Annotated in this window: 24 protein-coding genes; 7 read left to right on the forward strand and 17 right to left on the reverse strand. The window is 60.7% G+C overall.

Annotation, left to right across the window (positions count from 1 at the left end; translation table 11 throughout):
- Nucleotides 1–3: 3 nt before the first annotated feature.
- Both PBDP_RS14220 and PBDP_RS14225 read right to left on the reverse strand, forming a co-directional pair.
- A complete protein-coding gene (locus PBDP_RS14220; protein ID WP_109755369.1) occupies nucleotides 4–354 on the reverse strand; it encodes an MmcQ/YjbR family DNA-binding protein in 351 nt (116 codons plus the stop codon).
- Nucleotides 351–1,259 (reverse strand): LysR substrate-binding domain-containing protein, encoded by a 909-nt coding sequence (locus PBDP_RS14225; protein ID WP_109755370.1) that lies wholly within the window; start codon nucleotides 1,257–1,259, stop codon nucleotides 351–353. The genes PBDP_RS14220 and PBDP_RS14225 overlap by 4 nt, the downstream gene beginning before the upstream one ends.
- 128 nt (nucleotides 1,260–1,387) lie before the next feature.
- Here PBDP_RS14225 and PBDP_RS14230 point away from each other — a divergent pair, with 128 nt between their 5' ends.
- Both PBDP_RS14230 and PBDP_RS14235 read left to right on the forward strand, forming a co-directional pair.
- Nucleotides 1,388–1,996, forward strand: a complete 609-nt coding sequence (locus PBDP_RS14230) for an FMN-dependent NADH-azoreductase (RefSeq protein ID WP_109755371.1) — start codon at nucleotides 1,388–1,390, stop codon at nucleotides 1,994–1,996.
- Nucleotides 1,997–2,180: 184 nt separating this feature from the next.
- The gene (locus PBDP_RS14235; RefSeq protein WP_109755372.1) at nucleotides 2,181–3,218 is read left to right on the forward strand and encodes an alpha/beta hydrolase family protein; all 1,038 of its coding nucleotides are present in this window, start codon (nucleotides 2,181–2,183) and stop codon (nucleotides 3,216–3,218) included.
- 106 nt (nucleotides 3,219–3,324) lie between these two features.
- On the opposite strand, the gene PBDP_RS14240 is transcribed toward PBDP_RS14235, so the two are convergent.
- Both PBDP_RS14240 and PBDP_RS14245 read right to left on the reverse strand, forming a co-directional pair.
- Nucleotides 3,325–4,518, reverse strand: coding sequence for an MFS transporter (locus tag PBDP_RS14240; RefSeq protein WP_212802426.1), 1,194 nt, complete (start codon nucleotides 4,516–4,518; stop codon nucleotides 3,325–3,327).
- Nucleotides 4,519–4,728: 210 nt separating this feature from the next.
- Nucleotides 4,729–6,318 carry an ABC-F family ATPase gene (locus tag PBDP_RS14245; RefSeq protein ID WP_003181279.1) on the reverse strand — a complete coding sequence of 530 codons (1,590 nt, stop codon included), beginning with the start codon at nucleotides 6,316–6,318 and terminating at the stop codon, nucleotides 4,729–4,731.
- A gap of 403 nt (nucleotides 6,319–6,721) precedes the next feature.
- Between PBDP_RS14245 and lpxO the strand changes: the two genes are divergently transcribed.
- Nucleotides 6,722–7,621 (forward strand): lipid A hydroxylase LpxO, encoded by a 900-nt coding sequence (gene lpxO / locus PBDP_RS14250; RefSeq protein WP_163858837.1) that lies wholly within the window; start codon nucleotides 6,722–6,724, stop codon nucleotides 7,619–7,621.
- A gap of 15 nt (nucleotides 7,622–7,636) precedes the next feature.
- Here the strand turns inward: lpxO and ligD are convergent, their stop codons facing one another.
- Nucleotides 7,637–9,622 (reverse strand): DNA ligase D, encoded by a 1,986-nt coding sequence (gene ligD / locus PBDP_RS14255; RefSeq protein ID WP_163858835.1) that lies wholly within the window; start codon nucleotides 9,620–9,622, stop codon nucleotides 7,637–7,639.
- Nucleotides 9,623–9,654: 32 nt separating this feature from the next.
- Nucleotides 9,655–10,545 (reverse strand): non-homologous end joining protein Ku, encoded by an 891-nt coding sequence (gene ku / locus PBDP_RS14260; protein ID WP_212802427.1) that lies wholly within the window; start codon nucleotides 10,543–10,545, stop codon nucleotides 9,655–9,657.
- A gap of 275 nt (nucleotides 10,546–10,820) precedes the next feature.
- Between ku and PBDP_RS14265 the strand changes: the two genes are divergently transcribed.
- The 4 genes from PBDP_RS14265 (at nucleotide 10,821) to PBDP_RS14280 (ending at nucleotide 14,405) form a co-directional block, all read left to right on the forward strand.
- Nucleotides 10,821–11,162, forward strand: a complete 342-nt coding sequence (locus tag PBDP_RS14265) for a hypothetical protein (RefSeq protein ID WP_212802428.1) — start codon at nucleotides 10,821–10,823, stop codon at nucleotides 11,160–11,162.
- Nucleotides 11,163–11,209: 47 nt separating this feature from the next.
- On the forward strand, nucleotides 11,210–12,358 hold the full coding sequence (locus PBDP_RS14270) for a PQQ-dependent sugar dehydrogenase (protein WP_116832362.1): 1,149 nt from the start codon (nucleotides 11,210–11,212) through the stop codon (nucleotides 12,356–12,358).
- Between the two features lie 363 nt (nucleotides 12,359–12,721).
- The gene (gene ilvA / locus PBDP_RS14275; RefSeq protein WP_116832363.1) at nucleotides 12,722–13,786 is read left to right on the forward strand and encodes a threonine ammonia-lyase, biosynthetic; all 1,065 of its coding nucleotides are present in this window, start codon (nucleotides 12,722–12,724) and stop codon (nucleotides 13,784–13,786) included.
- A 319-nt stretch (nucleotides 13,787–14,105) separates the two neighbouring features.
- Nucleotides 14,106–14,405: a DUF1652 domain-containing protein gene (locus PBDP_RS14280; RefSeq protein ID WP_109755379.1), complete on the forward strand. Its 300-nt coding sequence runs from the start codon at nucleotides 14,106–14,108 to the stop codon at nucleotides 14,403–14,405.
- Between the two features lie 81 nt (nucleotides 14,406–14,486).
- Here the strand turns inward: PBDP_RS14280 and PBDP_RS14285 are convergent, their stop codons facing one another.
- From PBDP_RS14285 to PBDP_RS14335, 11 genes are all read right to left on the reverse strand, one after another.
- Nucleotides 14,487–14,750, reverse strand: a complete 264-nt coding sequence (locus tag PBDP_RS14285; protein WP_109755380.1) for a DUF2790 domain-containing protein — start codon at nucleotides 14,748–14,750, stop codon at nucleotides 14,487–14,489.
- Nucleotides 14,751–14,954: 204 nt separating this feature from the next.
- Nucleotides 14,955–15,893: a carbohydrate kinase family protein gene (locus tag PBDP_RS14290; protein ID WP_109755381.1), complete on the reverse strand. Its 939-nt coding sequence runs from the start codon at nucleotides 15,891–15,893 to the stop codon at nucleotides 14,955–14,957.
- 12 nt (nucleotides 15,894–15,905) lie between these two features.
- Nucleotides 15,906–17,393: a xylulokinase gene (gene xylB / locus PBDP_RS14295; RefSeq protein WP_109755382.1), complete on the reverse strand. Its 1,488-nt coding sequence runs from the start codon at nucleotides 17,391–17,393 to the stop codon at nucleotides 15,906–15,908.
- Between the two features lie 207 nt (nucleotides 17,394–17,600).
- Entirely contained in the window at nucleotides 17,601–19,082 is a 1,482-nt protein-coding gene (locus PBDP_RS14300) for a mannitol dehydrogenase family protein (protein WP_163858828.1), read from the reverse strand.
- A gap of 15 nt (nucleotides 19,083–19,097) precedes the next feature.
- Complete coding sequence (locus PBDP_RS14305; protein ID WP_163858826.1) at nucleotides 19,098–20,201, reverse strand: ABC transporter ATP-binding protein; 1,104 nt, start codon at nucleotides 20,199–20,201, stop codon at nucleotides 19,098–19,100.
- A 39-nt stretch (nucleotides 20,202–20,240) separates the two neighbouring features.
- Nucleotides 20,241–21,071 (reverse strand): carbohydrate ABC transporter permease, encoded by an 831-nt coding sequence (locus tag PBDP_RS14310; protein WP_109755385.1) that lies wholly within the window; start codon nucleotides 21,069–21,071, stop codon nucleotides 20,241–20,243.
- A 10-nt stretch (nucleotides 21,072–21,081) separates the two neighbouring features.
- Complete coding sequence (locus tag PBDP_RS14315; protein WP_053184628.1) at nucleotides 21,082–22,017, reverse strand: carbohydrate ABC transporter permease; 936 nt, start codon at nucleotides 22,015–22,017, stop codon at nucleotides 21,082–21,084.
- A 163-nt stretch (nucleotides 22,018–22,180) separates the two neighbouring features.
- Nucleotides 22,181–23,491 (reverse strand): ABC transporter substrate-binding protein, encoded by a 1,311-nt coding sequence (locus tag PBDP_RS14320; protein ID WP_109755386.1) that lies wholly within the window; start codon nucleotides 23,489–23,491, stop codon nucleotides 22,181–22,183.
- Nucleotides 23,492–23,784: 293 nt separating this feature from the next.
- Complete coding sequence (locus tag PBDP_RS14325; protein ID WP_109755387.1) at nucleotides 23,785–24,690, reverse strand: AraC family transcriptional regulator; 906 nt, start codon at nucleotides 24,688–24,690, stop codon at nucleotides 23,785–23,787.
- A 70-nt stretch (nucleotides 24,691–24,760) separates the two neighbouring features.
- Entirely contained in the window at nucleotides 24,761–26,053 is a 1,293-nt protein-coding gene (locus tag PBDP_RS14330; RefSeq protein WP_116832368.1) for a glycosyltransferase, read from the reverse strand.
- Between the two features lie 77 nt (nucleotides 26,054–26,130).
- Entirely contained in the window at nucleotides 26,131–26,502 is a 372-nt protein-coding gene (locus PBDP_RS14335) for a response regulator (protein WP_212802429.1), read from the reverse strand.
- Between the last annotated feature and the right edge of the window lie 134 nt (nucleotides 26,503–26,636).

Here is a 26,636-nt window from a genome sequence, read left to right on the forward strand (position 1 = left end):
TGGCTAGAGCAACAAACCCACCTGCGTGCGCTTGGGCAATTTGCTCACCACCAATTGATGTGAGCGTTGCAGCAAGCCACGCAGCTCTTCGGCACCCAGCGGGTAGGGCACCTGCATGATGACCCACTGGGCCCGCGCCAGGTAAGGCGCGGGGTGAATGCCCGGCCGGTCGCAATGACCCAGGAACAGATCCTTGTCGACCTTGAACGCCAACGAGTCGCTCCTCAGGCCCTGGAGGGCGAACATCTTGTTCCCGGCAATGGAAAACACCCGCACGCCGCCCCATTTGTAGTCCTCCCGGGCGCCGGGCAGGCCCAGGCAAAACCGCGCGACATCCTCTTCGCTCAAACTCATAGCGTTCTATCTCCACAGCCCTCGAAGGCTTCCACCAAATGGTCGATCCATGCACGCACCGCTGGCAGCATGCCGCGTCGATGCGGGTAGACCGCCTGGAGCCAGCCATCGGGCAACGACCATCCAGGCAGCAATTCCACCAGTGTGCCGTCAAGCAATTCCTGCTCGCAATACATGCTCGGCAATAACGTGAAGCCCAGGCCGGCGAGGGTGCAGGCGCGACGCACAATGAAGTCGTCAATGCCCAGGCGCGCCTCCAGGCTCAGTTCCACACGCTGCCCATCGGCGCTGACCAGGCGCAGGTGCACCTGGCGATCGGCTTCCAATGCCCCCAGTACTGGCAACTGTTTGAGATCATCCGGGGATTCGATCCGCCGCCCTTCGACAAAGGCCGGGCTGGCGACCAGCATCAGTCGTGCCCGGCGCAAACGCCGGGTCATCAGCAAGGGGTCTTCATCCCCCAGGTCGCGCACCCGCAACGCCACGTCGATGCCTTCGCCGATCAGGTCGACCCGGCGGTTGAGCAGGGTCATGTCCAGTTGTACCAAAGGGTATTTAGCCAGGAAGGTTTCGATCACCACGGGCAGGAATTGGTGGGCCAGGCCCACCGGGCTCGACACCCGCAATCGGCCACGGGGCTCGCTGGACATGCTCGCCACCGCTTCGTCGGCCATCTCGGCCTCCAGCAACATGGCCTGGCAATGGCGCAGGTAACGTTCGCCGACCGCGGTCAATTTCAACTGACGGGTAGTACGCTGGAGCAACCGGACGCCGAGGCGTTCTTCCAGCTCGGCCATACGCCGCGACAATCGCGACTTGGGAATGCCCAGCAGGCGCCCGGCCGCCGCGAAACCGCCGGCTTCGACGACTTTGGCGAAGTAGTACAAATCATTGAGGTCTTGCATGGTGAACTCGATTGTCCTGTCAGTGGGACAAACTATCGCATTTATGCTGACTTATCGATCATTGGCTTCATCGATAGGATGGTCGCCAATTGATCGCCTGGTGCGGTCCTTACTTGGAGAGCACTCACATGAAACTGCTGCACATCGATTCGAGCATCCTCGGCGACAACTCCGCTTCCCGCCAATTGAGCCGTGAAGTGGTTGAAGCCTGGAAAGCTGCCGAGCCAGGCATCACCGTCACCTACCGTGACCTGGCCGCCGACGCCATCAGCCATTTTTCCGCCCAGACGCTGGTTGCTGCCGGCACCAGTGCTGAATTGCGCGACGCTGCCCTGAAATACGAAGCTGACCTCAGCGCTGAAACAATGGCAGAGTTCCTGGCGGCGGATGCGCTGGTCATTGCCGCGCCCATGTACAACTTCACTATCCCGACCCAGCTCAAGGCCTGGATTGACCGCATTGCCGTTGCTGGCCAGACATTCCGCTATGGCGATTCAGGCTATGAAGGTTTGTGTGGTGGCAAGAAGCTGGTGATCGTTTCCACAGCTGGCGGGTTGCATGCCGGCAAGCCGAGTGGCGTGGGTCATGAAGACTATCTGACATTTATGTTCGGCTTCCTGGGCATTAGCGACATCGAAATCGTTCGTGCCGAAGGGTTGAACAAGGGGGATGACTTGCACACCAAGGGCATGCGCGAAGCTAAGTCGAAAATCAGCCAGCAATTCGCCGTTGCCTAAAATCTGCGTAAAGGCACCAAGCTCTTCGGGCAACCTTGGCAAAACCCTGTATTCTCGTCGTCATTGGATGGTCGGGATGCAGGGTTTTGCTGCATTCGGCGCTGGGCTTCATGGCGCAGGTTATGCACGGCCAAGAGTGCGAGCGACGGGGTCTTCCCGTGCGCTGGTGAAGGTGGAAGATTCGATGACACGTTTTGGTGCAGCGCTGCTGCTTTGCTTGTTTGCCAGTCTCGGTTCAGTGCAGGCCGCACCGGGGCCGCATCCGCATTGGAGCGCCGGCTTCCATGAGCTGAGCTTTCTCGATCCGCTGGATCAGCAGCCGATGCACGCCTTCGCCTTTTATCCGTCCACCGACCGGGAACAGTCCAGCCTGTTGGGTGGCTACCAGATCGATGCCGCGCCAGACGCCCAGATCGCCATCGGCCGCTTTCCGCTGCTGATGCTGTCCCATGGCAATACCGGTACACCGCTGGCCCTGCACGACCTGGCCACCTCGCTGGCGCGCAAGGGATTTGTCGTGGTGGCGGTGATTCATCCCGGCGACAACGCCCAGGACCACAGCCGGCTCGGGACCCTGAGCAACCTGTATGGCCGGCCGATCCAGATTTCCGAAGCCATTACCGCAACGTTGAACGACCCGATGCTCTCGCCGTTCGTCAACGCCGGGCAGGTCGGGGTGATCGGCTATTCGGCCGGTGGCGAGACGGCGCTGATCCTGTCCGGTGCGACGCCGGATCTCAATCGCCTGCGTCGCTACTGCCAGGAGCGACCGGACGACCGTGATGCCTGTAACACCCAGGGCGAACTGATCGCCGACCGCGACGACCTGCAACCTGTGGCCGACCCCAGGGTCCGGGCATTGCTGCTGATGGCGCCGTTGAGCCTGAAATTCGGTCGTCACACCCTGGCCGATGTCCATGTGCCGGTGCTGTTGTACAGCGGTGATGGCGACAAACTCGTGGCTTTCGACAAGAACGCTGCCGCCTTGGCCCGCAAGTTGCCCACCGCGCCGGACTTCAAGACCCTGGCCGGCGCGGGGCACTTTGTCTTCCTGGCCCCGTGCACCGATGAGCAGATCGCCGCGATGCCCGCGCTCTGCACGGATGCTGACGGGGTCGATCGCAAGGACATCCACCGCACCATGATTTCCGAGGCCAGCCGCTTTTTTGGCGAGGCCTTGGGCAAGCCGACCCGGGCGGGGATGAGGACGGCTGATCAATAAGGATGGTGTGTATATCCGTTACCGCAGAAATGGATATACACACCAGAGCAAGTAAATACCGGGTCTTCTCAAAAAAGCCAAAAAACGGCAATGAACAGTATTACGATCAATAAGGTGAGTTTATGGCCCGGCGACGCAGCAGCAAGGTCAGCCCCAGGCCGCTGACGGACAGCAACGCGGCACAGAAGAAGATCGACGAATAACCCAGGTTCAATGCCACCGCGCCCATCAGCGGACCGGCAATCGCCAGCGCCAGGTCAAAGAACACCGCGTAGGCACTCAAGCCCGCGCCACGACTGGTGTTCGGCACCTGCTTGATGGCCTCCACCCCGAGCGCCGGATACACCAGCGACAGCCCGAAGCCGGCCAGCCCGGCACCGACCAGGGCGAACGGAGTGGATGGGGCCAGCCACAGCAATACCAGCCCGAGGGTTTCGATGCTCATGCAGGCAATGGCCGAGTTGAAGCCGCCGAAGCGGGCGATGCTGGAAATGAACACTAATCGCGCGAGGATGAAGCAGACGCCGAAAACCGTCAGGCACCACGCCGCGCCGGTCCAGCCGCGGCTGATGTAAAACAGTGTGATAAACGTGGTGAGCGTACCGTAGCCGATTGATGCCAGGCTCAGGCCTGCTCCGTACGGCGCAATGCGTCCAAATACCGCCCAGAAAGGCAAGCGCTCGCCGCGAATGACCGGTACCGACGGTTTGTTGCGAATCATCAACAGCGCAGCGCCCGCCAGCAACGACAACGCAATGCCCAGACTGGCGAAACCCAGTTCACCGACCATCACCACACCCAGCGGGGCGCCAATGGCAATGGCCCCGTATGAGGCGATGCCGTTCCAGGAAATCGAGCGAGCCGTGTGTTCCACACCCACCTGGCCCATGCACCAACTGATGGTGCCCACGCCGATCAGCCCTTGGGCCACGCCGAGCAGCAAGCGGCCGGCAATCAGAATCAGCAGGCTGGGCAGGGGAAACCCTTGCAGCAAGGTCGAGAGCAGCGTCAGCACGCCGCTGAGCACAATCCCCGACAGCCCGTAGACGATTGCCCGCTTGGTGCCGACGCTGTCCGACAACCGACCGGCCATGGGACGGCTGAGCAGGGTAGCCAGATATTGTGAGCCGATGGTCAGCCCGGCGACCACTGCGCTGAAGCCCAACTGTTCGTGGACATACCCCGGCAGTACGGCAATGGGCAGGCCGATGCAGAGAAAGGCGATGAAGGTGTAGAAAACGATGGAGACGATCTGCAGGGTGATCGACAGGGAACTGGGGGCAGGTGAGGGCGTGGGCATGGGGCTCGTTCGCGGGCGGCGGTAAGAGAGCCTCATCATGGCGCGAGGTGGGGATAAAAGAAAGCAGGCTAACTAAATGTGTTGGCGCAAGCGGATTTCAATCTGGGAAGCCACCACAAATCCCACAGGCCCAGTTGTGATCTTGGAATACAAAAAGCCCTGTCGCTACGGACAGGGCTTTCACTTGCAGCTTACAGCTGAGGGCTGTGCTTAGAACACCACACCCTGGCTACGCAGGTAGTCATCATAGGTGCCGCTGAAGTCCACCACGCCGTCGGCACTCAGTTCGATGATGCGAGTGGCCAGGGACGAGACGAACTCACGGTCGTGGCTGACGAAGATCAGCGTGCCCGGGTAGTTTTCCAGCGCCAGGTTCAGCGCTTCGATGGATTCCATGTCCAAGTGGTTGGTCGGTTCGTCCATGACCAGCACGTTCGGCTTTTGCAGGATCAGTTTGCCGAACAGCATGCGGCCCTGTTCACCACCGGAAATGACCTTGACCGACTTGAGGATCTCGTCGTTGGAAAACAGCATGCGGCCCAAGGTGCCACGCACCAGTTGTTCGCCGCCCTGGGTCCATTGGCCCATCCAGTCGAACAGGTTGACGTCGTCTTCGAAGTCGTGGGCATGGTCCTGGGCGTAGTAGCCCAGTTCCGCGGCGTCGGTCCATTTCACGGTACCGGCATCCGGTTCCAGTTCATTGACCAGGGTGCGCAGCAAGGTGGTCTTGCCGATACCGTTCGGGCCAATGATCGCCACGCGTTCACCAGCTTCGACGGTGAAGCTGAAGTCCTTGAACAGCGGCTTGCCGTCAAAGCCCTTGGCCATGCGCTCGACAATGACCGCCTGGCGGTGCAGTTTCTTGGTCTGTTCGAAGCGAATGAACGGGCTGACGCGGCTCGATGGCTTGACCTCGGCCAGTTGGATCTTGTCGATCTGCTTGGCGCGGGAGGTGGCCTGCTTGGCTTTCGAGGCGTTGGCCGAGAAACGGCTGACGAACGACTGCAGTTCGGAAATCTGCGCTTTCTTCTTGGCGTTGTCCGACAGCAGTTGCTCGCGGGACTGGGTTGCCACGGTCATGTATTCGTCATAGTTGCCCGGGAACAGGCGCAGCTCACCGTAGTCCAGGTCTGCCATGTGGGTGCAGACACTGTTCAGGAAGTGACGGTCGTGGGAGATGATGATCATCAGGCTCGAGCGCTGGGTCAGCACGTTTTCCAGCCAGCGGATGGTGTTGATATCCAGGTGGTTGGTCGGCTCGTCCAGCAGCAGCACTTCCGGGTCGGAGAACAGCGCCTGGGCCAGCAGCACACGCAGTTTCCAGCCTGGCGACACTTCGCTCATCGGGCCGAAATGCTGCTCGATGCCAATCCCCAGGCCCAACAGCAGTTCACCGGCGCGGGATTCGGCGGTGTAGCCGTCCATTTCGGCAAATTCGGTTTCCAGCTCGGCCACGGCCATGCCGTCTTCTTCGGTCATTTCCGGCAGCGAATAGATGCGGTCGCGCTCGGCCTTGACCTTCCACAGCTCTTCGTGACCCATGATCACCGTATCGATCACGGTGAATTCTTCGTAGGCGAACTGGTCCTGGCGCAGTTTACCCAGGCGCACGTTCGGCTCGAGCATGACCTGGCCGCCGGACGGCTCGAGGTCGCCGCCGAGGATTTTCATGAAGGTCGACTTGCCGCAACCGTTGGCGCCGATCAGACCGTAGCGGTTACCCGCGCCGAATTTGACCGAGACGTTTTCGAACAGTGGCTTGGCGCCGAACTGCATCGTGATGTTAGCTGTAGAGATCAAAGGTTTATCCTGCGGAACATTCAGAGTAGCTAAGGGTGCGGCAGTACCTGTTCAGTACCTGTTTGCGCACGTCCCGACCGCGCAAAGGCATCGCGGTCGCAAGCGCAAGGGTCCATCCGGCATAAGAGGACAGCAGCATACGGAGCGCCTGGCCCGGTAGACGTGCGCCGAAGCCGGGTTAACGGTTTCGGCCAAAAGGGGGCGCGTGATAGTTGGCGGCGATTGTACTGATCTGGCCGCATAAACGATAGGGTATTGCCCGGACAAGACAGTTTTTCACATTTGCAGGATAACTTTTGCTTACAAACTGTGGCTAAAATGCCATCTCACCCGATGCGATCTCCCTTGCCGCTTGGCTGGCCTGGAGAAGCAGCCTGTTCACTCCTGCATTGTGACGGATTCCGTGAAGCTCATCATTGCCGCGATCTACATCCTCTCCATTGGCTACGTCCACCTGCGCGGGCGCGTGCGGCATAAGTTCGGGCGCCAGTTGAGCGATCACTCGTCTTTTCTCGCCCCGATCAATTGCCTGCTTTACCTGTGCTCGAAACTGCCCAACAAGCCGTTCCTGAGCCCGGCGCAGTTTCCGGACCTGAGCCCGTTGCAGGCTCACTGGGAAGAGATCCGGGCCGAAGGCCAGAGCCTGCTGCATGCGGGAGAGATCAAGCGATCCAATCAATATGACGACGTGGGCTTCAACTCGTTCTTCAAGACCGGTTGGAAGCGTTTCTACCTGAAGTGGTACGGCGATAGCCATCCCTCGGCCATGAAGCTGTGCCCACGCACCACCGAGCTGGTGCAGAGCATCGGTTCGATCAAGGCGGCGATGTTCGCCGAGTTGCCTCCGGGCTCGAAGCTGGTCCGGCACCGTGACCCGTATGCCGGGTCCTATCGGTATCACCTGGGCCTGGAAACGCCCAACGATGCCGGCTGCTACATCAATGTCGATGGCGAGCCTTATCATTGGCGCGATGGCGAGGCGGTGATTTTCGACGAAACCTTCATTCATTACGCCGAGAACACCACCAACCATAACCGCATCATCCTGTTCTGCGATGTGGAGCGGCCCATGAAGTTTCGCTGGGCCACCGCGTTCAACCGCTGGTTCAGCCGCACCGTGATGGCGGCGGCCGGTGCGCCCAACGACGCGGGCGACAGGACGGGCGGCCTGAACCGGGCGTTCTCCAGGCTGTACAAGATCCGCTTGCAGGGCAAGGCCCTGAAGAAACGCAACCGCACGCTTTATTACCTGCAGAAATGGGCTTTTTTTGGCGGTTTGCTGGCGATCTTCGTCTGGATTTGAACGCCGTGTTCGTCCTCATGCCTCGGGTTTTTGCGCATCCAGCTGCGCCCACATCCTGGTGGTGATCCGCTGGCGGTGGTTGTAGCCTTCCCAAGGATCGGTCCGCAGGCCTTTAGCCCGTTCCAGCGCGGTATAAATGTCCCATTGCTGGGCATTGCGCAGGGTCTGCAGCTCGGCCCGGGCAATTGGCACCGAAACCGGTAGGCCTGGCCTGGCGCGCACCGAGTAGGCGGCCACTGTACTGGCCCCACGGGCGTTGCGCAGGTAGTCGACGAATATTTTCCCGACGCGGTTCTTCGGCCCCATGGTGGCGGTCATGCGCTCTGGCATCTGCCGGGCCAGGAACTGTGAGATGGCCTTGGCGAATGCCTTGGTGGTGTCCCAACCCTCGCTTCTGGCCAGGGGCACTATCACGTGCATGCCTTTGCCACCGCTGGTCTTGAGGAAGGCCTGCAAACCCAACTCGTCGAGCAGCGCCAAGGTCATGCCGGTCGCCTCGATCATGGCGCTCCAGGGCAACGAAGGGTCCGGATCCAGGTCCAGGACAAACAGGTCAGGCGTCTCGATCCGATCATGAGTCGCGGTCCAGGTGTGCAACTCCACCGTACCCATCTGCGCCGCGCTGACCAATGCGTGGATGTCATCGATTTCCATCAGCGGTGCGTGGCCTGGGTCCAGTCCAGGATCCAACTGCTTGATATGGGGAATCTCCAGGCGATCGGCGTGTTTTTGAAAGAACTGTTCTTCGCCGATACCATCCGGTGCCCGCAGTAGCGCGACCGGCCGCTGCTTGAGGTGCGGCAGGATCCAAGGGGCGATGTCCAGGTAATACTGCGCCAGCTCAGCCTTTTGGACACCGCTGACACTGTCGATGACCCGGTCGGGGTGGGTGATCATCACGCCGTCGACTTTGGCCGCGCGGGCTTTGCTGCGACGCTGGGGTTTTGTCGCAGGTTTTATCGGCAGGGGTTGCTCGCGAACGATCTTGTTGGCCGGCGTATTGTTCGACAAATCCAGGAAAATCGCCTGCCGCACCTGGCTGTCGGCAGTCCATTCAACGAACTCGACCTCGCAGGTCAGGCCAGGTTCGACCCATTGCACGCCGCGTCCTTGCGCACCGGCGAGTGGCAAGGCCAATGGTGAAGTCTCGCGCTGTTGCGCGCTCAGTTGTGCGTGTAACTGTTTGATTTGTGCCTGGCTGAACCCGGTGCCCACCCGACCGGCATACACCAGCCCCTCCGGCCCGTTGACTGCCAACAGCAGCGCGCCGAAACCGGCGCGCTTGCCTTGGGGCCGGGTGAACCCGACGATGACAAAGGACTGGCGCAACCGACACTTGAGTTTTACCCAATCGGCGCTACGTCGGGACATATAGGGGCTGCCCAGGCGCTTGCCGACCACGCTGTCCAGTGACAGGGCGATGGCGCTTTCGAACATCTCGTGCTGGCTGGCGGAAAACGACTCGGAAAAGCGCAGGCGCTTGCTGGCGTTGTTGCCAAGGGCTTTTTTCAGTGCTGCACGGCGCTCTTCCACCGGCACCTGGCGCAGGTCGACACCGTTGAGGAACGGCGCATCGAACAGGAAATACACCATGTCGACGGTGCGGCCGATTTCGAACGCCTGGCGCAGGGCCGCGAAATCGCTGTGGCCGGTATCGTCGAGCAGGACCAGTTCGCCGTCGAGCCAACTGTCCTCCAGGTTCAACCCGGCCAGGGCGTCGGCATGCAGCTTCAGCCGCTCGGTCCAGTCCTGATGATTGCGGTTGTATAACCGGACTTCACCGTGTTCGATGCGCGTCAGCAGGCGATAACCGTGGAATTGGACCTCATAGCGCCAGTCGCCGGTGGGTGGTTCTTCCACGGGCGTGGCCAGTTGCGGGGCCAGGCGTTCGGGGAGGCGGTTTCCAGGGGCTGTCTTGCCCAGTCGGCCAGGGTTGCGGGGCGTCGTTGCATCCGATTCGGTATCGGACGAACGAGCATATTCACTCTCGGCGTTGGCCATGACAGATTCCTTTGTATTGCGCACGCCAGGGTTTACCCCCGGGAGGCCTTGGTGGCTTTTTTAGCAGGAGCGGATTTGCCGGTTTTCGCCGGTTTTGCAGGGGCCTTCCCAGAGGATTTGTCAGGTGCCTTGCCCTTGCTGCCCAGGCTGCGCTTGAGCAGTTCGGTAAGGTCGATGACATCGGCGCTCTTGCGCTGCTCCTCGCCTGGGTCGGTCTCCACCGCTTCGAGGCGGCCTTCGTTGGCTTTTTTCTCCACCAGTTCCATGATCTTGTCTTCGAAACTGTCCCGGTATTCTTGCGGTGTCCAATCGGCGCTCATGTCCTCCACGAGGCGCTTGGCCATTTCCAGCTCGCCCTTGGCCAGGGGCGGGTGAGTGACTTCGTCGCCCAGCTCCAGGACATCCAGCTCGCGCACCTCTGCGGGCCAGCGCAGCATCACCAGCACCAGCGCCGATTCAAGGGGCATGAGCGCTGCCAGGTGCTGGCGGGTATGCAGCACGACGTGGGCCAGGGCGACCTTGTTGCTCTTGACCAGGGTTTCGCGCAGCAGGGCATAGACTTTGCCGCCGCGCTTGTCGGGGGCGAGAAAGTAGGGCGTATCGATGTTTTGCAAGGGAATCTTCTCGCTGTCGACAAAGGAAAAGATATCGATGGTCTGGGTCGACTTGGGATGGGCGGAACGAATTTCCTCTTCGCTGAGCAGCACGTATTGGCCTTTCTGGTACTGGACGCCCTTGACGATGTTTTCCTTGGTCACCTCCTTGCCCGTGACCTTGTTGACCCGCTTGTAGCCAACCGGGTCCATGCTGCGCTTGTCCAGCCAGTCAAAATCCACCCCCTGGGAAGAGGTGGCCGACACCAGCGCTACAGGAATATGGACCAGCCCGAAACTGATTGCGCCTTTCCAGATTGCCCGTGCCATGGTGGTGTTTTCCTTGCCGATGGATGTCTCTCTGGTGACCGTCGCGCCTTGGCAAAAGTTTCCACCATCCTGCTTCACTGTGGGAGCGAGCTTGCTCGCGATAGCGGCGGTACAGACGTCATGGGTGCAAGCTGCCCCCCCGGCGTCGCGAGCAAGCTCGCTTCCACAATGGTTCGGAGACGCTTCGTTACATCTTCACCGGGACATTTCGCTTAACAACGGCGAACCTGCAGCGTAGCTTGCTTTCGATATGCCTGAACCCAAGAGGTGCTCGAATGAACAGGCTGATGCTTGCCGTCATGACGCTACTACTGACCGCTGCCGCCCAGGCCGCCACGCCCAGTGCAGGCCCAATGGTCCTGGCCCAGAACCTGCCGGGCAACAACAATCCCTATAACAGCCCGATACGCCGGGCCAATCCCAATAGCATGCAAGGTACCCGGCCCAACGTGCCGATGATTCAAAACAACCCGACGATACCGGCTCCTCGTCCACCGACCCTGGAAAACGGCGGTATCGGCAATGGCTACCCTCGTTCCGGCCAGCCGCCGGCTTCGCCACGGCCCACCCTCGACTACACCCCGCCGCCCAGGAGCACGAACAACGGCAATCGCTAGGCGCTGAATCCTGGCTGTTTCTTTCCACCCTACAGAAGGAGGTGTGCATGTTGCGTAAAACACTCCTGGCCGCACTCTGCGCCAGCGCTGTTCTGACCCTTGCCACGCCGGCCGCTGCCGCACAAACCCAGCAAGCGAAAAGCGAGGAGGGCACCTTGGAGGTGAGCACCGTGGTCAAGGGCCTGGAGCACCCTTGGGCGCTGGCGTTCCTGCCGGACCAGCAAGGCATGCTGGTCACGGAGCGCCCCGGCAACCTGCGCCTGGTGGGCCCCGATGGCCAGTTATCGGCGCCGTTGAGGGGCGTTCCCAAGGTCTGGGCCAAGGGCCAGGGCGGTTTGCTGGATGTAGTGCTGTCACCGGATTTCAAACAGGACCGCACGGTCTACCTGTCCTATTCCGAGGTCGGTGAAGACGGCAAGGCCGGCACTGCGGTGGGCCGTGGGCAGTTGTCACAAGACTTGAAGAGGCTGAACAGTTTCAACGTGATCTTTCGCCAGCAGCCCAAGCTGTCGAAGGGCAACCACTTTGGCTCGCGCCTGGTGTTTGACCGGGACGGCTACCTGTTCATCACCTTGGGGGAAAACAACGACCGGCCCACTGCCCAGGACCTGGACAAGCTGCAAGGCAAGGTCGTGCGCATCTACCCCGACGGTAAGGTGCCGGACGATAACCCGTTTGTCGGCCAGGAAAACGTCCGCCCCGAGATCTGGGCCTACGGTATTCGCAATCCTCAGGGAGCGGCCCTCAACCCACGTAACGGCACGCTGTGGGAAAACGAGCATGGGCCCAAGGGGGGCGATGAGCTGAACATTATCGAGCGTGGCAAGAATTACGGCTGGCCGTTGGCGACCCACGGCATCAATTACTCCGGTGCCCCGATTCCCGAAGCGCAGGGCACGACGGTCAAAGGCACCCTGGGTCCTCACCATGTCTGGCAGGTGTCCCCGGGGCTCAGCGGCATGGCGTTCTACGACAGTGATCGCTTCAAGGCCTGGCAGCACAGCGTGTTCATCGGTGCGCTGGTCTCCAAGAACCTGATCCGCCTGCAATTAAAGGGCGATAAGGTCGTGCACGAGGAGCGTTTGCTTGGTGAACTCGACGAGCGTATCCGTGACGTTCGCCAGGGGCCGGATGGTTTCTTGTATGTGCTGACGGATGAAGGCGATGGGGCGTTGTATAAAGTTGGCCTGCAGTAAGTGGCAAGGGGATTTAGCGCAATGTCGCACCGCTCCGTTGGGCTGCGCAGCGGCCCTCAAACCGGTCACCGCCGGATGTCCGGTTGATTGCATCCAGATTCATGGGGGCCACTTCGCGGCCCAGCGGGGATAAATCCCCTCGCCGCAAGCGGGTGAACCAAGCCCATCTGTGTATTTTGGATTGACTTGGCCCCCATCCCCCAGCTAACTTTCAATCATGACTTCCACCGTACTGCGCAGCCAGCCAAGCATTATTACCGCCATTCCTTATTTGGCGGGCTAGCTGACGACTGCACCCAACCCGCCCTAGAGGCGGGTTTTTTCTTTCTGTCTCCAGGGTTCTGTCCAAACCAGGAGACCGCCATGACCGCTACCCCCGCCGAGCAAGCCCTGCTGGAACATTACGTCAAAAAAATCCTGGCCGCGCCGGTGTACGAACTGGCTGTGCGCACGCCACTGCAAGCGGCCCCTGCATTGTCCGAAGCCTTGGGCAACACGATCCTGCTCAAGCGTGAAGACCTGCAGCCGACCTTTTCCTTCAAGATCCGCGGCGCCTACAACAGACTGGTTCAATTGACCCCGGAGCAGCGGGCCCGTGGGGTCATCACCGCTTCGGCGGGCAATCATGCCCAAGGCGTGGCGCTGGCGGCGCGGGAGTTGGGTATCTCGGCCACCATCGTCATGCCCTTGACCACTCCGCAATTGAAGGTGCTGGGCGTACGCAACCGGGGTGCTGAGGCGTTGCTGCACGGGGAGAGTTTTCCGTTTGCCCTGGAGTACGCCCTGGATTTGGCCCGGCAGACCGGGCGGGAGTTCGTGTCGCCTTTCGATGACCCGGACGTGATCGCGGGGCAGGGCACCGTCGCCATGGAGATCCTGCGCCAGCACCCCGGCAGGCTGGATGCGATTTTTGTCCCGGTCGGCGGCGGTGGGCTGATCGCTGGAATCGCAGCCTACGTCAAGTACCTGCGTCCGGAAGTGTGCATCATCGGTGTCGAGTCGCAACACTCCGCCTGCCTGCAGGCGGCGTTGGTGGCGGGGGAACGGGTGACGCTGCCGAGTGTGGGAACCTTCGCCGATGGTGTGGCCGTCGCGCAAATCGGCGCCCATGGCTTCGAGGTCTGCCGTTTTTGTGTCGATGAGGTCATGACCGTCAGCAACGATCAACTGTGCGCGGCGATCAAGGACATCTATGACGACACCCGCTCAATCACCGAGCCCTCTGGCGCCTTGGCTGTGGCGGGCATCAAGCAGTACGTGGCCCGAACCGGCGCGCACGGCCAGACCCTGGTGGCGATCGATTCCGGTGCCAATATCAACTTCGACAGCTTGCGGCATGTGGCCGAGCGCGCGGCCATGAATCCGGTTTGCAGCCCGAGTCACAGTTTTTTTGCACGAGGCGACGGATGCCCTCTCACCCAGCCGTAATAGGGGCTACTCTAGCTTTCGACAGGAGAAAAGCGATTGCAGTTTGCATGGGGTTCTTACCGTTGCCTTGCATTCTGCACGACCGGTCCGGCGTCAGGTAAAGCTAAGTGATTGATTTGAATCAAGCCAGGGCGTCGTGAATTCAGGCATGTTATTTGCGGGATGATTCAGGAGTTCGCTTAATGGGGCTCATTGATTAGAAACGCCAAAAACGAAGAACGGCACGGCATTCGTAGTCCCAGTCCGCATGGAAGAAACGGACGAAAAGAATACCGCCGTTGTGTACATAAATTGGCCGCCTCAACAGGAGAGAGTTGCCATGTTTTTATCTGCCCTCGAAATGCGAAATATCATTGAAAGCAGCTTGCTGCCCAAGCGCTCGCAATGCACCTTGTCACCCGATTTGTCGATGACCATCAAGATCTACGATGATCATGAAACCGACCGCGTGGCCTTGGTAAAAACTGGCATCGATGCTCAAAAACTCACGGGTTGCCGTGCAATCAACGACTTGATTGCCGAACTGCGCACCGAACTCGACCAGAACCACGGTCAGAATCAACACCACAATCCCGCCGGCAATCATTTTCATCAGTTACATCGGATGACCGGGCGTTAAAATACGCGCCCTGTACAAGCACATCGACGCCTGGCCCGGTCATTGTCCGAGCCAGGCGTTTTGTTGTCCGCCACCCGCCAGTCAATTTTGATAACTGCAGGAATCCGATAGTTTGCGGTAAGAGACATCACGGGTTTGCCCCGTCTTGTCGATGTACACCATCTGCGCCGTCACGACCTTGCAATAAGGCGTTGATGGCTCCTTCAGCGATACCACCTTTTTGATCTCCAGCGGCATGCCATAACGGTAGGGCGTGGGTTGTCCGGCGTTGTCAGCCTGGGCCATCACGCTGATGCCAGTCAGCAGTACCAAAGACGACGCGGCGACTAATCGACGAATATTCATGAGCGAGACTCCGCAGCAGAGAGAAAATCGACCTGATGTTCAAACATCGGGCCTGCCGCGCGGGACCTCAGGAGGGATACGCGGTCCGGGACAGTGTCGGATCGCGGGATTAAACGAGGGTTAAAGCGAATCGCTTGGCTTTTGTGTGGGGTGGCAACCGCTGCCGAAGGCTCGGTGGCGTTCGGCAGCGGCGGGTTGCGAGCGTCAGTTCAACTGTCGCCGGTAAGGCAGGTCTGGGCCGGTCTTTGCGCAGGTCAGGGCCGCGGCGCGTATGGCGAAGTCGAGCATGGCGCTGATCTGGTCGCGGGTCAGGGTGTTCAGGCCTTCGACCGAATCCAATTGCTGTTCGGTGAGCCAGGTAATCAACGCAGCCTGGAAGGTGTCGCCGGCGCCCACAGTATCGGCGATCTTCACCGAGCAGGCGGGCATTGACCACGAACCGTGTTGGCGACTGAATACCGTGGCGCCCTGGCCGCCGCGGGTCAAGAATACCAGTTGGCAACGGTGCTGCAGCCAGCCATCAATGACCGCTTGTGGCTCAAGCTCGGGGTAGAGCAGGTGCAGGTCTTCGTCGCTGACCTTGATCAGGTCGGCATATTGCACCAGCGTTGCGATCCGTGAACGCCACAGTTCGATATCCGGCTGCGGGTTGAGGCGCACGTTCGGGTCGAGGCTGATCAGGCGCTTGCCGCTCTCGCGCTGTACCAGGGCCAGCAGGGTGTCGGCAATCGGCTGGACCACCAGCGAGAACGAGCCGAAATGCAAGCCACGCACCTCCGGGCCCAACGTCGGCAGATGGGCCAGGCTCAATTGTCGGTCCGCGCAGCCTTCGCCGCGAAAACTGTAGTGGGGCGAGCCGTTGGCGCCGACGGCCACCATCGCCAGGGTCGTCGGTGCGTCGAAGTCCAGCAGGTATCGGGCGCTGACGCCTTCGTTGAGCAGCACCTGCTGCAAGCGTCGGCCCAGGTAGTCAGTGGACAGCCCGGCAAACAGCGCGGACTCGACACCCAGGCGCCGCAACCCGACCGCCACGTTGAACGGCGAGCCGCCGGCAATGGCCTTGAAGTTCACTTGCGAGGCCGGGCCGCCAGCCTCGGTTTCACTGAAAAAATCAAACAGTGCTTCACCACACACCAAATACATAGTTGCCTGCTCTCAAAGGGTTGCGACGTGTTGTCGATAATGTTCATAAGCGTGTTGGGCGGCCGCGACGTGCCCGGCGATGGGCTGGGTTTCACTGTCCAGGTCGAGCTTGACGCAGCGCTCGCACAGTTCGGTCAGGTTCTCTTGCGTCCCTGAATGGCACCATGCCGCCTGAATCGCCGCGCCAAGGGCTGCGGCTTCGCTCTGTTCGGTGCAGATGACCGGGGTATTCATGATATCGGCGACGATCTGCCGCCACACCGGGCTCTTCGAACCGCCGCCAATCAGGCGAATGCTCTGGGCTTCAAGCCCGTTGGCCCGCAGCAGGTCCAGGCCGTAGCGCAACCCGAAGGTCGTGCCTTCGACCACGGCCCGGCACAGGTTGGCCCGGGTCAGGTTGGTGGTGGTCAGGCCCAGCAGGCTGCCGCTGGCATGGGGCAGGGCGGGAACGCGCTCACCGTTGAGGAACGGCAGCATGCACACGCCCTCGGCGCCAATCGGGGCTTGGGCCACCAGGGCGTTGAAGGCGGCGATGTCCAAGTCCAGCAATTCGCGTATCGCACCAGTGGCGTTGGTCAGGTTCATGGTGCAGATCAGCGGCAGCCAACCACCGCTGGAAGAGCAGAAGGTCGCCACCGACGCTTCCGGGCTGACCACTGGCTCTGCGGCATAGGCGTAGACCGTGCCGGAGGAGCCGAGGCTCATGGTGATCACGCCGGGCTGGATGTTACCGGTGCCGATGGCGCCCATCATGTTGTCGCCGCCACCGCTGGACACCACGGCATTCGGGTTGATGCCCAGGTGCGCGGCAATGGCCGGCAGGATCCGACCGACCGGCTGATGTGCGTCGATCAGTTCCGGCAACGCCACTTGCAAGCGGCCGCTGGGGTCGATGTGTTGCAGTAACGGCACGTCCCATTGCCGGGTACGTACATTGAAATAGCCGGTGCCCGAGGCATCGCCGTATTCGCTGCAATGGCGGCCGGTCAGCCAATGATTGAGAAAGTCGTGGGGTAGCAGGATGCTGGTGATGCGGGCGAAAACCTCGGGATGCTGTTCGCGGGTCCACAGCAGCTTGGACACCGTGTAACCCGGGGCGATGACCACGCCGAGGCGTTCCAGGGAGCCGCTTTCACCGCCCAGGTGGGCCAGTAGCCGTTCGTTTTCCGGAGTGGTTTCGGTGTCGCACCACAGCTTGGCCGGGCGCAGGACCTGGCCTTGCTCATCGAGCAAGACCAGGCCGTGCTGCTGGCCGGAAACGCCGATGCCGAGGATGGCCTGGCCATCGACCCCGGCGGCGGCCAAGGCTTGATGGGTCGCCTGGGTAAATGCATCGAGCCATTGCTGGGTATCTTGTTCACGGCGACCGTTGGCCCCGCTGATCATACTGTGGGCAGCGGCGCCCTGGCCGAGTACCTGGCCGCTGAACGCATCCAGGATCAGCGCCTTCGTGCCTTGGGTGCCGCAGTCGATGCCCAGGAACAATTGTTGGTTTGCCATAAAAATCCTTTGTGTCAGATCAAATCACCAACAGGTAATAGCAATTCGTTCAGCAAACACATCTGTGGCGAGGGAGCTTGCTCCCGCTGGGCTGCGCAGCAGCCCCTGAGTCCAGGCAGCGCGGTGAACCTGACAAACCCAGGGGGTCGCTTCGCAACCCAGCGGGAGCAAGCTCCCTCGCCACAAAAAGCGGTTCACGGTCGAGCCTCAGTTCGCGTCAGCCAACACCCGCTCAAGCGTCCGCGTAACACCGTGCTCGCGCAAGCTATTGCAGCACCATTCGAATGCTGCCACGAACTCCGGCGAGCGGGGAATCGCGGTGCCAAAGATTTCTTCTACCTCCAGCAGCCGCTGGGTTACCAGCGCATCGTCAGCCACCAAGGCCTGGCAGAATGCCGCCCGTGGGTCCGGGATCGAATACGTCACGCCGTTCTCGTCCACACCCTTCAGGTACACCGCCCAGGCCGCCACGACCAGCGCCGCGCGGCGGGTTTCGCCGCCGTCGGCGATCAAGCGGTTGATGGTTGGCACGGTGAATTTCGGAAACTTCGAAGAACCGTCCGAACAGACCCGCTCCAACTGGTCGGCAATCGCTTGGTTGGAAAAACGTTCCACCAGGGTGTTCTTGTAGTCGGTCAGGTCGATGCCCGGTACCGGGGCCAGTTGCGGCGTCACGTCCAGGTCCATGTAGGCCCGCATGTAACGCACGAACAACGGGTCGTTCATGGTCTCGTGGACGAAGCGATAACCCTTGAGGAAGCCCAGGTAGGTCAACGCCAGGTGACTGCCGTTGAGCAGCTTGATTTTCATCTCTTCATAGGGTGAAACGTCATCGGTGAATTGCACGCCGACTTTTTCCCAGGCCGGACGACCGTTGACGAACTTGTCTTCCAGCACCCATTGCACGAACGGTTCGCAGACCACCGGCCAGGCGTCGTCAATGCCATGTTCGTCATGCAACTGCAAGCGATGGGCGCCGCTGGTCATCGGGGTGATGCGATCGACCATGGCATTGGGAAAACTTACGTTCCCGTCGATCCATTGGCCCAGTTCCGGGTCGCGCAGTGCGGCAAACGCCAGCAGTGCCTTGCGAGTGACCGCTCCGTTGTGGGGAAGGTTGTCGCAGGACATCAGCGTGAACGCCGGCGTCCCCGCAGCACGGCGCTTGGCCAGGGCGGCACAGAGGAAGCCGAAAACCGTTTTCGGTGCCTCGGGATGGGTCAGGTCATGCTGAATCTGCGGCAGGTGGGCCATGAACTCGCCATTGCTGTCGTCGATGCAATAGCCACCTTCGGTAATGGTCAGCGAAACGATGCGGATCAGCGGATCGGCCAGTTTGTCGATCAGCGCCTGGGCGCTATCTTCGGCCAAGAGCATGTCGGCGATGGCGCCGATGACGCGGACTTCGGTGTCGTCGGTGTCGCCCAACTCATAAAGCGTGAACAGATAATCCTGGCCTGCCAGGTCATCCCGGGCGCGACGGTCTTCGGGTCGAAGACCTACGCCACAAATGGCCCAGTCGAGGCCTTCGCCGGTATTCATCAACGCATCGGTGTAATACGCCTGGTGCGCGCGGTGGAAACCACCGACGCCAATGTGGGCGATACCCTGGCGACGGTCGCCCAGGCTGTAAGCGGGCAGGGCGACCTCGGCGTTGAGGTTGTGCAGGTTCTGTCGGTTGAGTTTCATCACAAGTCTCTACAATCAGGCGGCGGCGCGCAGCGCACGGGTCACCGCTACGCCTTCGGCATCGAATAAATGGCAGTGTTCAGCGTCCAGGTGCAGGTTCAGTTGCTCGCCGAAACGGCTCGCCAGATCGCCGCGAACCCGCATGGTCAAAGCTTCACCCGACGCGGTCACGACATGGCAGAACGTGTCGCTGCCCAGGCGTTCGCTGACATCGGCGGTAACCTGCAGCGTGCAATCGCCCGGTTGCGCCAGGTTCAGGTGCTCCGGACGAATCCCCAGGGTCACCGCACCGCCAACGCTCAGGCTGGCACCGCTCAATGGCAGGCTGATACGGGTTCCGGCGTCCAGCAGGACCTCGCAGCCCTGGCTGTCCAGGCCCGTGACCTTGCCTTTGAGAAAGCCCATTTTCGGTGTGCCGAGGAACCCGGCGACAAACAGATTGGCGGGGTGGTGATACAGCTCCAGCGGCGAGCCGACCTGTTCGATGCGCCCGCCATTGAGCACCACCACCTTGTCGGCCAGGGTCATGGCTTCGACCTGGTCGTGGGTCACGTAGATCATGGTCGCCTGCAGCTCTTTGTGCAGCCGGGCCAGTTCCAGGCGCATCTGCACCCGCAGGGCGGCGTCGAGGTTGGACAGCGGTTCGTCGAACAGGAAAATCTTCGGGTTGCGCACGATGGCCCGGCCAATTGCCACACGCTGGCGCTGGCCACCAGACAGTTGCTTGGGCTTGCGTTCGAGCATTGGCCCCAGTTCGAGGATGCGCGCCGCTTCATTGACCTTCTTCTCGACCTCGGCCTTGGGTACACCGGCCAGGTCCAGGGCGAAAGACATGTTCTTGCGCACGCTCATGTGCGGGTAGAGGGCGTAGGTCTGGAACACCATCGCCAGGTCGCGTTTGGCCGGGCTGACTTCGGTAATGTCCCGGCCGTCCAGCTCGATGGTACCGTCGCTGACTTCCTCCAGGCCGGCGATCAGCCGCAGCAGCGTGGACTTGCCGCAGCCCGATGGCCCGACGAAGACCACGAACTCGCGGTCGTTCACCTCAAGGTCGATGCCCTTGATGATGGAGAAGCCTTCGAAACCTTTTTGCAGATTCTTGATTTTCAGGTTGGCCATGATGATGGGCCTCCACTTCTGATTATTGTGTAGGGCGCGTTACTTCACGGCGCCGAAAGACAAACCGCGCACCAGCTGTTTCTGGCTGATCCAGCCAAAAATCAGGATCGGCGCACAGGCCAGGGTCGAGACGGCCGACAATTTGGCCCAGAACAGACCTTCCGGGCTGGAGTAAGAGGCGATCAACGCCGTCAATGGCGCGGCTTTGGACGAGGTCAGGTTCAGTGACCAGAAGGCCTCGTTCCAGCACAGGATCAACGACAGCAACACGGTGGATGCCAAGCCGCCCTTGGCAATCGGCAGCAGCACGCGGACCATTTCCTGCCACAGCGTGGCGCCGTCCAGACGCGCGGCCTCGAGGATGTCGCGAGGAATGTCCTTGAAATAGGTGTAAATCATCCAGACCACGATGGGCAGGTTGATCAAGGTGTAGATGATGATCAACGCGATCCGCGTATCCAGCAGACCAAATTGCTTGGCCAGCAGGTAGATCGGCATCAGCACGCCCACCGGCGGCAACATCTTGGTGGAGAGCATCCACAGCAAGGTGCCTTTGGTGCGCTGGGTTTCGTAGAACGCCATGGAGTAGGCCGCCGGCACCGCGATCAGCAGGCAGAGGGCGGTGGCGCTGAAGGAAATCACCACCGAGTTCCAGGCGAAACTGAAGTAGTTGCTGCGCTCGTTGATGTGCAGGTAGTTCTCCAGCGTCGGCGCGAAGATGAATTGCGGCGGCGTGGCGAATGCGTCGATTTCGGTCTTGAAGCTGGTCAGCACCATCCAGAAGATCGGGAAAAAGATCAGGATCGCGATGGCCCAGGCCAACGTGCCCAGCAGCAGGCTTTGCAGGCGACGGGTTTGTTGAAGAGTCATGGCGACGGCCTCAATGCTTGTCGGTGAGGTTTTTGCCGATCATCCGGACCAGGATGATGGCGGCGATGTTGGCGATGACCACGGCAATCAGGCCACCGGCCGAAGCCATGCCGACGTCGAACTGCACCAGCGCCTGGTTGTAGATCAGGTAGGCCAGGTTGGTCGAGGCGTAGCCGGGGCCGCCGTTGGTGGTGGTGAAGATCTCGGCGAACACCGACAGCAGGAAAATCGTCTCGATCATCAGCACCACGGCAATCGGGCGGGCCAGGTGCGGCAGGGTCAGGTGCCAGAAAATCGCGATCGGGCCGGCACCGTCCAGGCGCGCGGCTTCTTTCTGTTCCTGGTCGAGGGACTGCATGGCGGTCATCAGGATCAGGATCGCGAAGGGCAACCACTGCCAGCTCACGATGATGATGATCGACAGCAACGGATAGTGGGCCAGCCAGTCCACCGGTTGGGCACCGAACAGTTTCCACACCGAGGCAAGGATTCCCGAGACCGGGTGGAAAATCAGGTTCTTCCAGATCAGCGCGCCCACCGTGGGCATGATGAAGAATGGCGAGATCAGCAGCACCCGGACGATGCCGCGCCCAAAAAACTCACTGGCTTCCAGCAGCGCACTGATCAACACCCCTAGCACGATACTGATCAGCAACACGCTGCCCACCAGCAGCAGGGTATTGGTCGCACCGGGCATGAAGCCCGAGTCGGTGAGGAAATAAGTGAAGTTCTCCAGCCCCACGAATTCGTTTTCGCCGGGGTAGAGCAGGTTATAGCGAATCATCGAGAAATAGACGGTCATGCCCAGCGGCACGATCATCCACAGCAGCAATAAAGCGACTGATGGGCTGACCAGGAACCAGCCGGGGTTGGCCAGGCGGATCTTGCGCGCTGGCGGCGGGGCAATCTCGATAGGGGCTTTGGCAGTTGTCGTTGAGCTATTCATGAGTGCTTACTCTTATGCGACGCATTCCCTGTGGCGAGGGAGCTTGCTCCCGCTGGAACGCGCAGCGGGCCCATGCCGATAGGCAATCCTCTCGATCGCCAGGGCGGGCTTCGCCCGCCAGCGGGAGCAAGCTCCCTCGCCACAAATGGATGTTTACAGGCCTTTACTTGGGATAGCCCGCGCGTTTCATCTCGCGTTCGGTGGTGGACTGCGCTGCGGTCAACGCCTGGTCCACGGTCTGCTGGCCGGTCAGCGCGCCCGAAAAGAACTTGCCGACCTGGGTACCGATGGCCTGGAACTCGGGAATGGTCACCAACTGGATGCCGATATAGGGCACAGGCTTGAGCGTGGGGGCTTTCGGGTCGGCGACTTTCAACGACTCCAGGGTCACCTTGGCAAACGGCGCGGCCTTCATGTAGTCGTCGCTGTAGGTCGAGGTGCGTGTGCCTGGCGGTACGTTGGCAATGCCATCGGTCTTGGCGACCAATTGGCTGTACTCCTTGGACGTCGCCCAGGAAGTAAAGACCTTGGCCGCTTCCTTGGCTTTGGAACTGGTGGGGATGGCCAGCGACCAGGAGTACATCCACGAGGTGCCTTTGTCGGTCGTTTCATGGGGAGCGAAGGTGAATCCGACGTGATCGGCCACCTTGCTCTGGGTCTTGTCGGTGACGAACGAGCCGGCGACGCTGGCATCGACCCAGACCGCGCACTTGCCGCTGTTGAACAACGCCAGGTTTTCATTGAAACCGTTGCTGGAAGCGCCCGGCGGGCCGGATTTCTTCATGTTGTCGACGTAGAAGTTCAAGGCATTCTTCCACTCGGGGCCATTGAACTGCGGCTGCCACTTCTCATCGAACCAGCGCGCGCCAAAACCGTTGGCCAGGGTCGTGATCAGCGCCATGTTTTCGCCCCAACCGGCCTTGCCGCGCAGACACAGGCCATATTGCTCCTTGGTCTTGTCGGTGAGTTTTTCGGCGAACTCACCGATCTGGGTCCAGGTAGGGTGTTCGGGCATGGTCAGCCCGGCGTCCTTGAACAGGTCGGTGCGGTAGTAGGTGATCGAGCTTTCGGCATAGAACGGCAGGGCGTACAGCGAGCCCTTGACCGACAAGCCATCGCGCACGGAAGGGAAGACGTCGTCCAGGTCATAGGAGGCGGGCAGGTCTTTCATGGGTTCCAGCCAGCCCTTGGCGCCCCAGAGTGCAGCTTCGTACATGCCAATGGTCAATACGTCGAACTGTCCGCCTTGGGTGGCGATGTCGGTGGTCAGGCGCTGGCGCAGGACGTTTTCTTCGAGCACCACCCAGTTCAGCTTGATGTCCGGGTGCTCGGCCTCGAAGGTTTTCGAGAGCTTTTGCATGCGGATCATGTCGCTGTTGTTGACGGTGGCAATGGTGAGGGTCTGTGCGCCAAAGCTGACGCTGCTGAGGGTCATGCAGGTGGAGACAAGCAGAGCTTTTACCGAAGGTTTCATCGCGCACTCCTTTTCCGCGCCCAAAGGCTGCAGAAGGACAGTTATTGTTTTTGTGTCTTCCGGATGAAGGGAAGAATGTGCGCTGATTACAGCCCTCAATGGACGGCATGACAAATCATCCGTCGCACTTGTGCTGATACTTTTTTGCACTGCATGGGGCGGCGATGGGAATTATCTGTGGGAGCAAGGCTCGCCCGCGATGAAGTTGACACGGTCTTTCGGGGAACCGAGGCGTCTGCATCGCGGGCAAGCCTTGCTCCCACATAAATCCCGCCACAGAAATGAGCCGAGATTCAGCCCTGGTTCTGCTCGGTCAACCGCTGCACCGCCAGTCGCCGGTAGTGGGACGGGGTCATGCCCTTGAGCTGCTGGAAACGCCGGTTGAAGTTGGAGATGTTGTTGAAACCGGATTCGAAGCACACGTCGGTCACCGGTTTGTCGCCATCGGCCAGTAACTCGCAGGATTTGCTGATGCGCAGGCGATTGACGAATTCAATGAAGCAGCGGCCGGTGGCCTGTTTGAACACCCGGCTGAAATAGGTGGGTTTCATGCCCAGATGCTCGGCCACTTCTTCCAGGGACAGTTCCCGGGCGTAGTGGGCAAAGATGTAGTCCACCGCGCGGTTGGTGCGGTCGATGCTATGTTCGTCCGCCGTTTGCGGGGCCGTGGCGCCGGAAAGCAGTTGATAGTCGTCCGTGGCGGCCAGCAGTTCCATCAGGATGAAAAAATGCCCCAGGCGGCTCATGCCCTGGGAATCGGCGATGCGTTGCATCAGGATCATGGCCTGGCGGATGGTGCGCTTGCAGCGGAACTCGATACCGTACTGGGCGCGTTCAAGCAGCGGTGCGACGGTCTTGAGTTCGGCGAATACCTGGTGGCCGCTTTCGAACAACTCATCGGTGAAATTCACCAGCATGTCGCGCTTGGGCACCACTTCGTCCTCAGCCACCTGACTGATCCAGTTGTGGGGCAGGTTGGGGCCGGTCAGAAACAGCGACTGCGGATAGAAGTTGCCGATGTAATCGCCAATGAACACTTTGCCGGAACTGGCCACGATCAGGTGCAGTTCGTATTCCTTGTGGAAATGCCAGCGCACCAGCGGGCAGGGGAAACCGTGCTGGCGGTAGATGATGGACAGCCCGTTATGGTCGTCCATCAATTCATAGGAAGGGTCGGTGACTCTGGCTGGTCGGGTCATGGGCCTGGCGCTTTTATTGTTATCGCCGTTGGATAATGCCCCCTTCGCCAGGCGGGTGCCACTCTGACTTCTAAGCGTTGCGATTTTTTTCTTCGATCCACTGGGACATGTACTGGGTGCTTTTGTGCTGGTGGTGACGCAGCATGCTGCCGGTGAAATTGTCCCGGCGGCGTTGCACCAGGTTCGCCCGGCAAGCATTGATGCTTGCGATCAGCGCCGGGCCGTGCACCTGTTGCCGGTAGCGGTTTGCGAGGAGGGCGAGGCCGGCAGCCTGGGCCTGGGTCCAGCGCCCCTGGTCGCGATACAACTGCACTGCCGCGTTGGCGATACCTTCGGCACTCTGGGCAATCGCGCCGGGCCAGGGCATGTCGCCGTGCATGGCTTCGGCCCCCACGGGCGTGGTGACGTTGGGTGTGCCACAGAGCATGGCGTCGATCAGCTTGCCCTTGATGCCGGCGCCGAAACGCAACGGCGCCAGGCAGATGCGCGCCGCCGACATGACCTGCAAGGCGTCCTCGGCCCAGTTCATGATATGAAAGCCCTGGGCCGGGTTATGCAGCGCGGCAGCCTTGGGCGGCGTGTAGGCGCCGTACAGGTGCAGTTGCGCGCCGGGCAATTGTTGGCGGATAAGTGGCCAGACGGCGTTTTTCATCCAGAGCACGGCGTCCCAGTTCGGCGCATGGCGGAAGTTGCCGATGCTCAGGAAATGCGCTCGTTCCTCGAACGGCACCGATTGTTCACCGGGCAGATCCAACATCAACGGGCACCAGTGCAGCAGGCTGCGGGGCAACTTGAAATGTTCCACCAACAGTTCGATTTCCACCTCGGACACCATCAGGGCGAGGTCGCAACGATACAGGGCGGCGATTTCCCGCTTGGCCAGGTCGGTGTCGGCCATAAGCTGGAATTCCTCGGCCAGGGCCGGGGCGAAGAGGTCGCTGAAATCCTCGTTGGCCTCGTCGCGCTTCAAACGGTCCTTCAGGCGCTGATGCCGGGCGTGGCGCAGGCTTTGCAGATCGGAGGTCTCCAGCAGCCGCAGGGCGTCGGGGCAATGCTTCTCGACCCGCCAGCCGAACTGCTCTTCCATCATGAACTGGTCGAACAGCACGATGTCGGGCGCCAGTTCACGGATGAACGCGTCGAAGCTGCTGCTGTTGAGTTCGATTGGCACTTCGCGGATGCCCAGTGTGATCAGGTCCGCACGGTTTTCGCCGGGGTTTGCCGGGCTGCTGAACGTGATGTCCCAGCCTTGCCCGAGAAAAGTGTCGAGGATCTGCATGACGTGCCCACTGGCAGCCGATGAACGCGGCTCGGGCCAGACATAGCCGATAACCAGGACCTTGGTGGCGGTGGGGGGCAGCATGGGCAGGGGATTCCTCGAAGCGGATCAGGCGCCATCGGCGCGCGGGGCGCCGATAGTGACCAAGAATGCGATCCGGCTCAAGAAAGAATGCGCTTGACCTTGTCACGCAACTGATCGATGGAGAAGGGCTTGCCGATCACCGACATGCCTTCAGGCACGTCGATGCTTTCGGCATACCCGCTGGCAAACAGCACCGGCAGGTCCGGGCGCACGGACCGAGCCTGCTTGGCCAACTCCCGCCCGTCCATCACCGGCAGGCCGACATCGGTCATCATCAGGGCGATGGACTGCTCCTCGTCGCGCAAAAATGCCAGCGCCTGTTCACAACCGTCCGCCTCCAGCACCTGGTATTCCAGTTCCTCCAGTACGTCGACGATCAACATCCGCACAATGTCGTCGTCTTCGACTACCAGGATGGTGGGCGGGATGGCAGGAGGAGGGGTGGACATAGTTGACATTCTCGAAGATAGGGACGGGAGGGAAGGTAAAAAATACGGCCTCATTCATGAGTAAGTGCCAAGGCGGCACAAGTTCCCTGGGTTGTACAAGAAAGGATCTATAGTACAAGAGCTGACTAGGATAG

This window comes from Pseudomonas sp. St290, assembly GCF_018325805.1.
GTDB lineage: Bacteria > Pseudomonadota > Gammaproteobacteria > Pseudomonadales > Pseudomonadaceae > Aquipseudomonas > Aquipseudomonas bijieensis.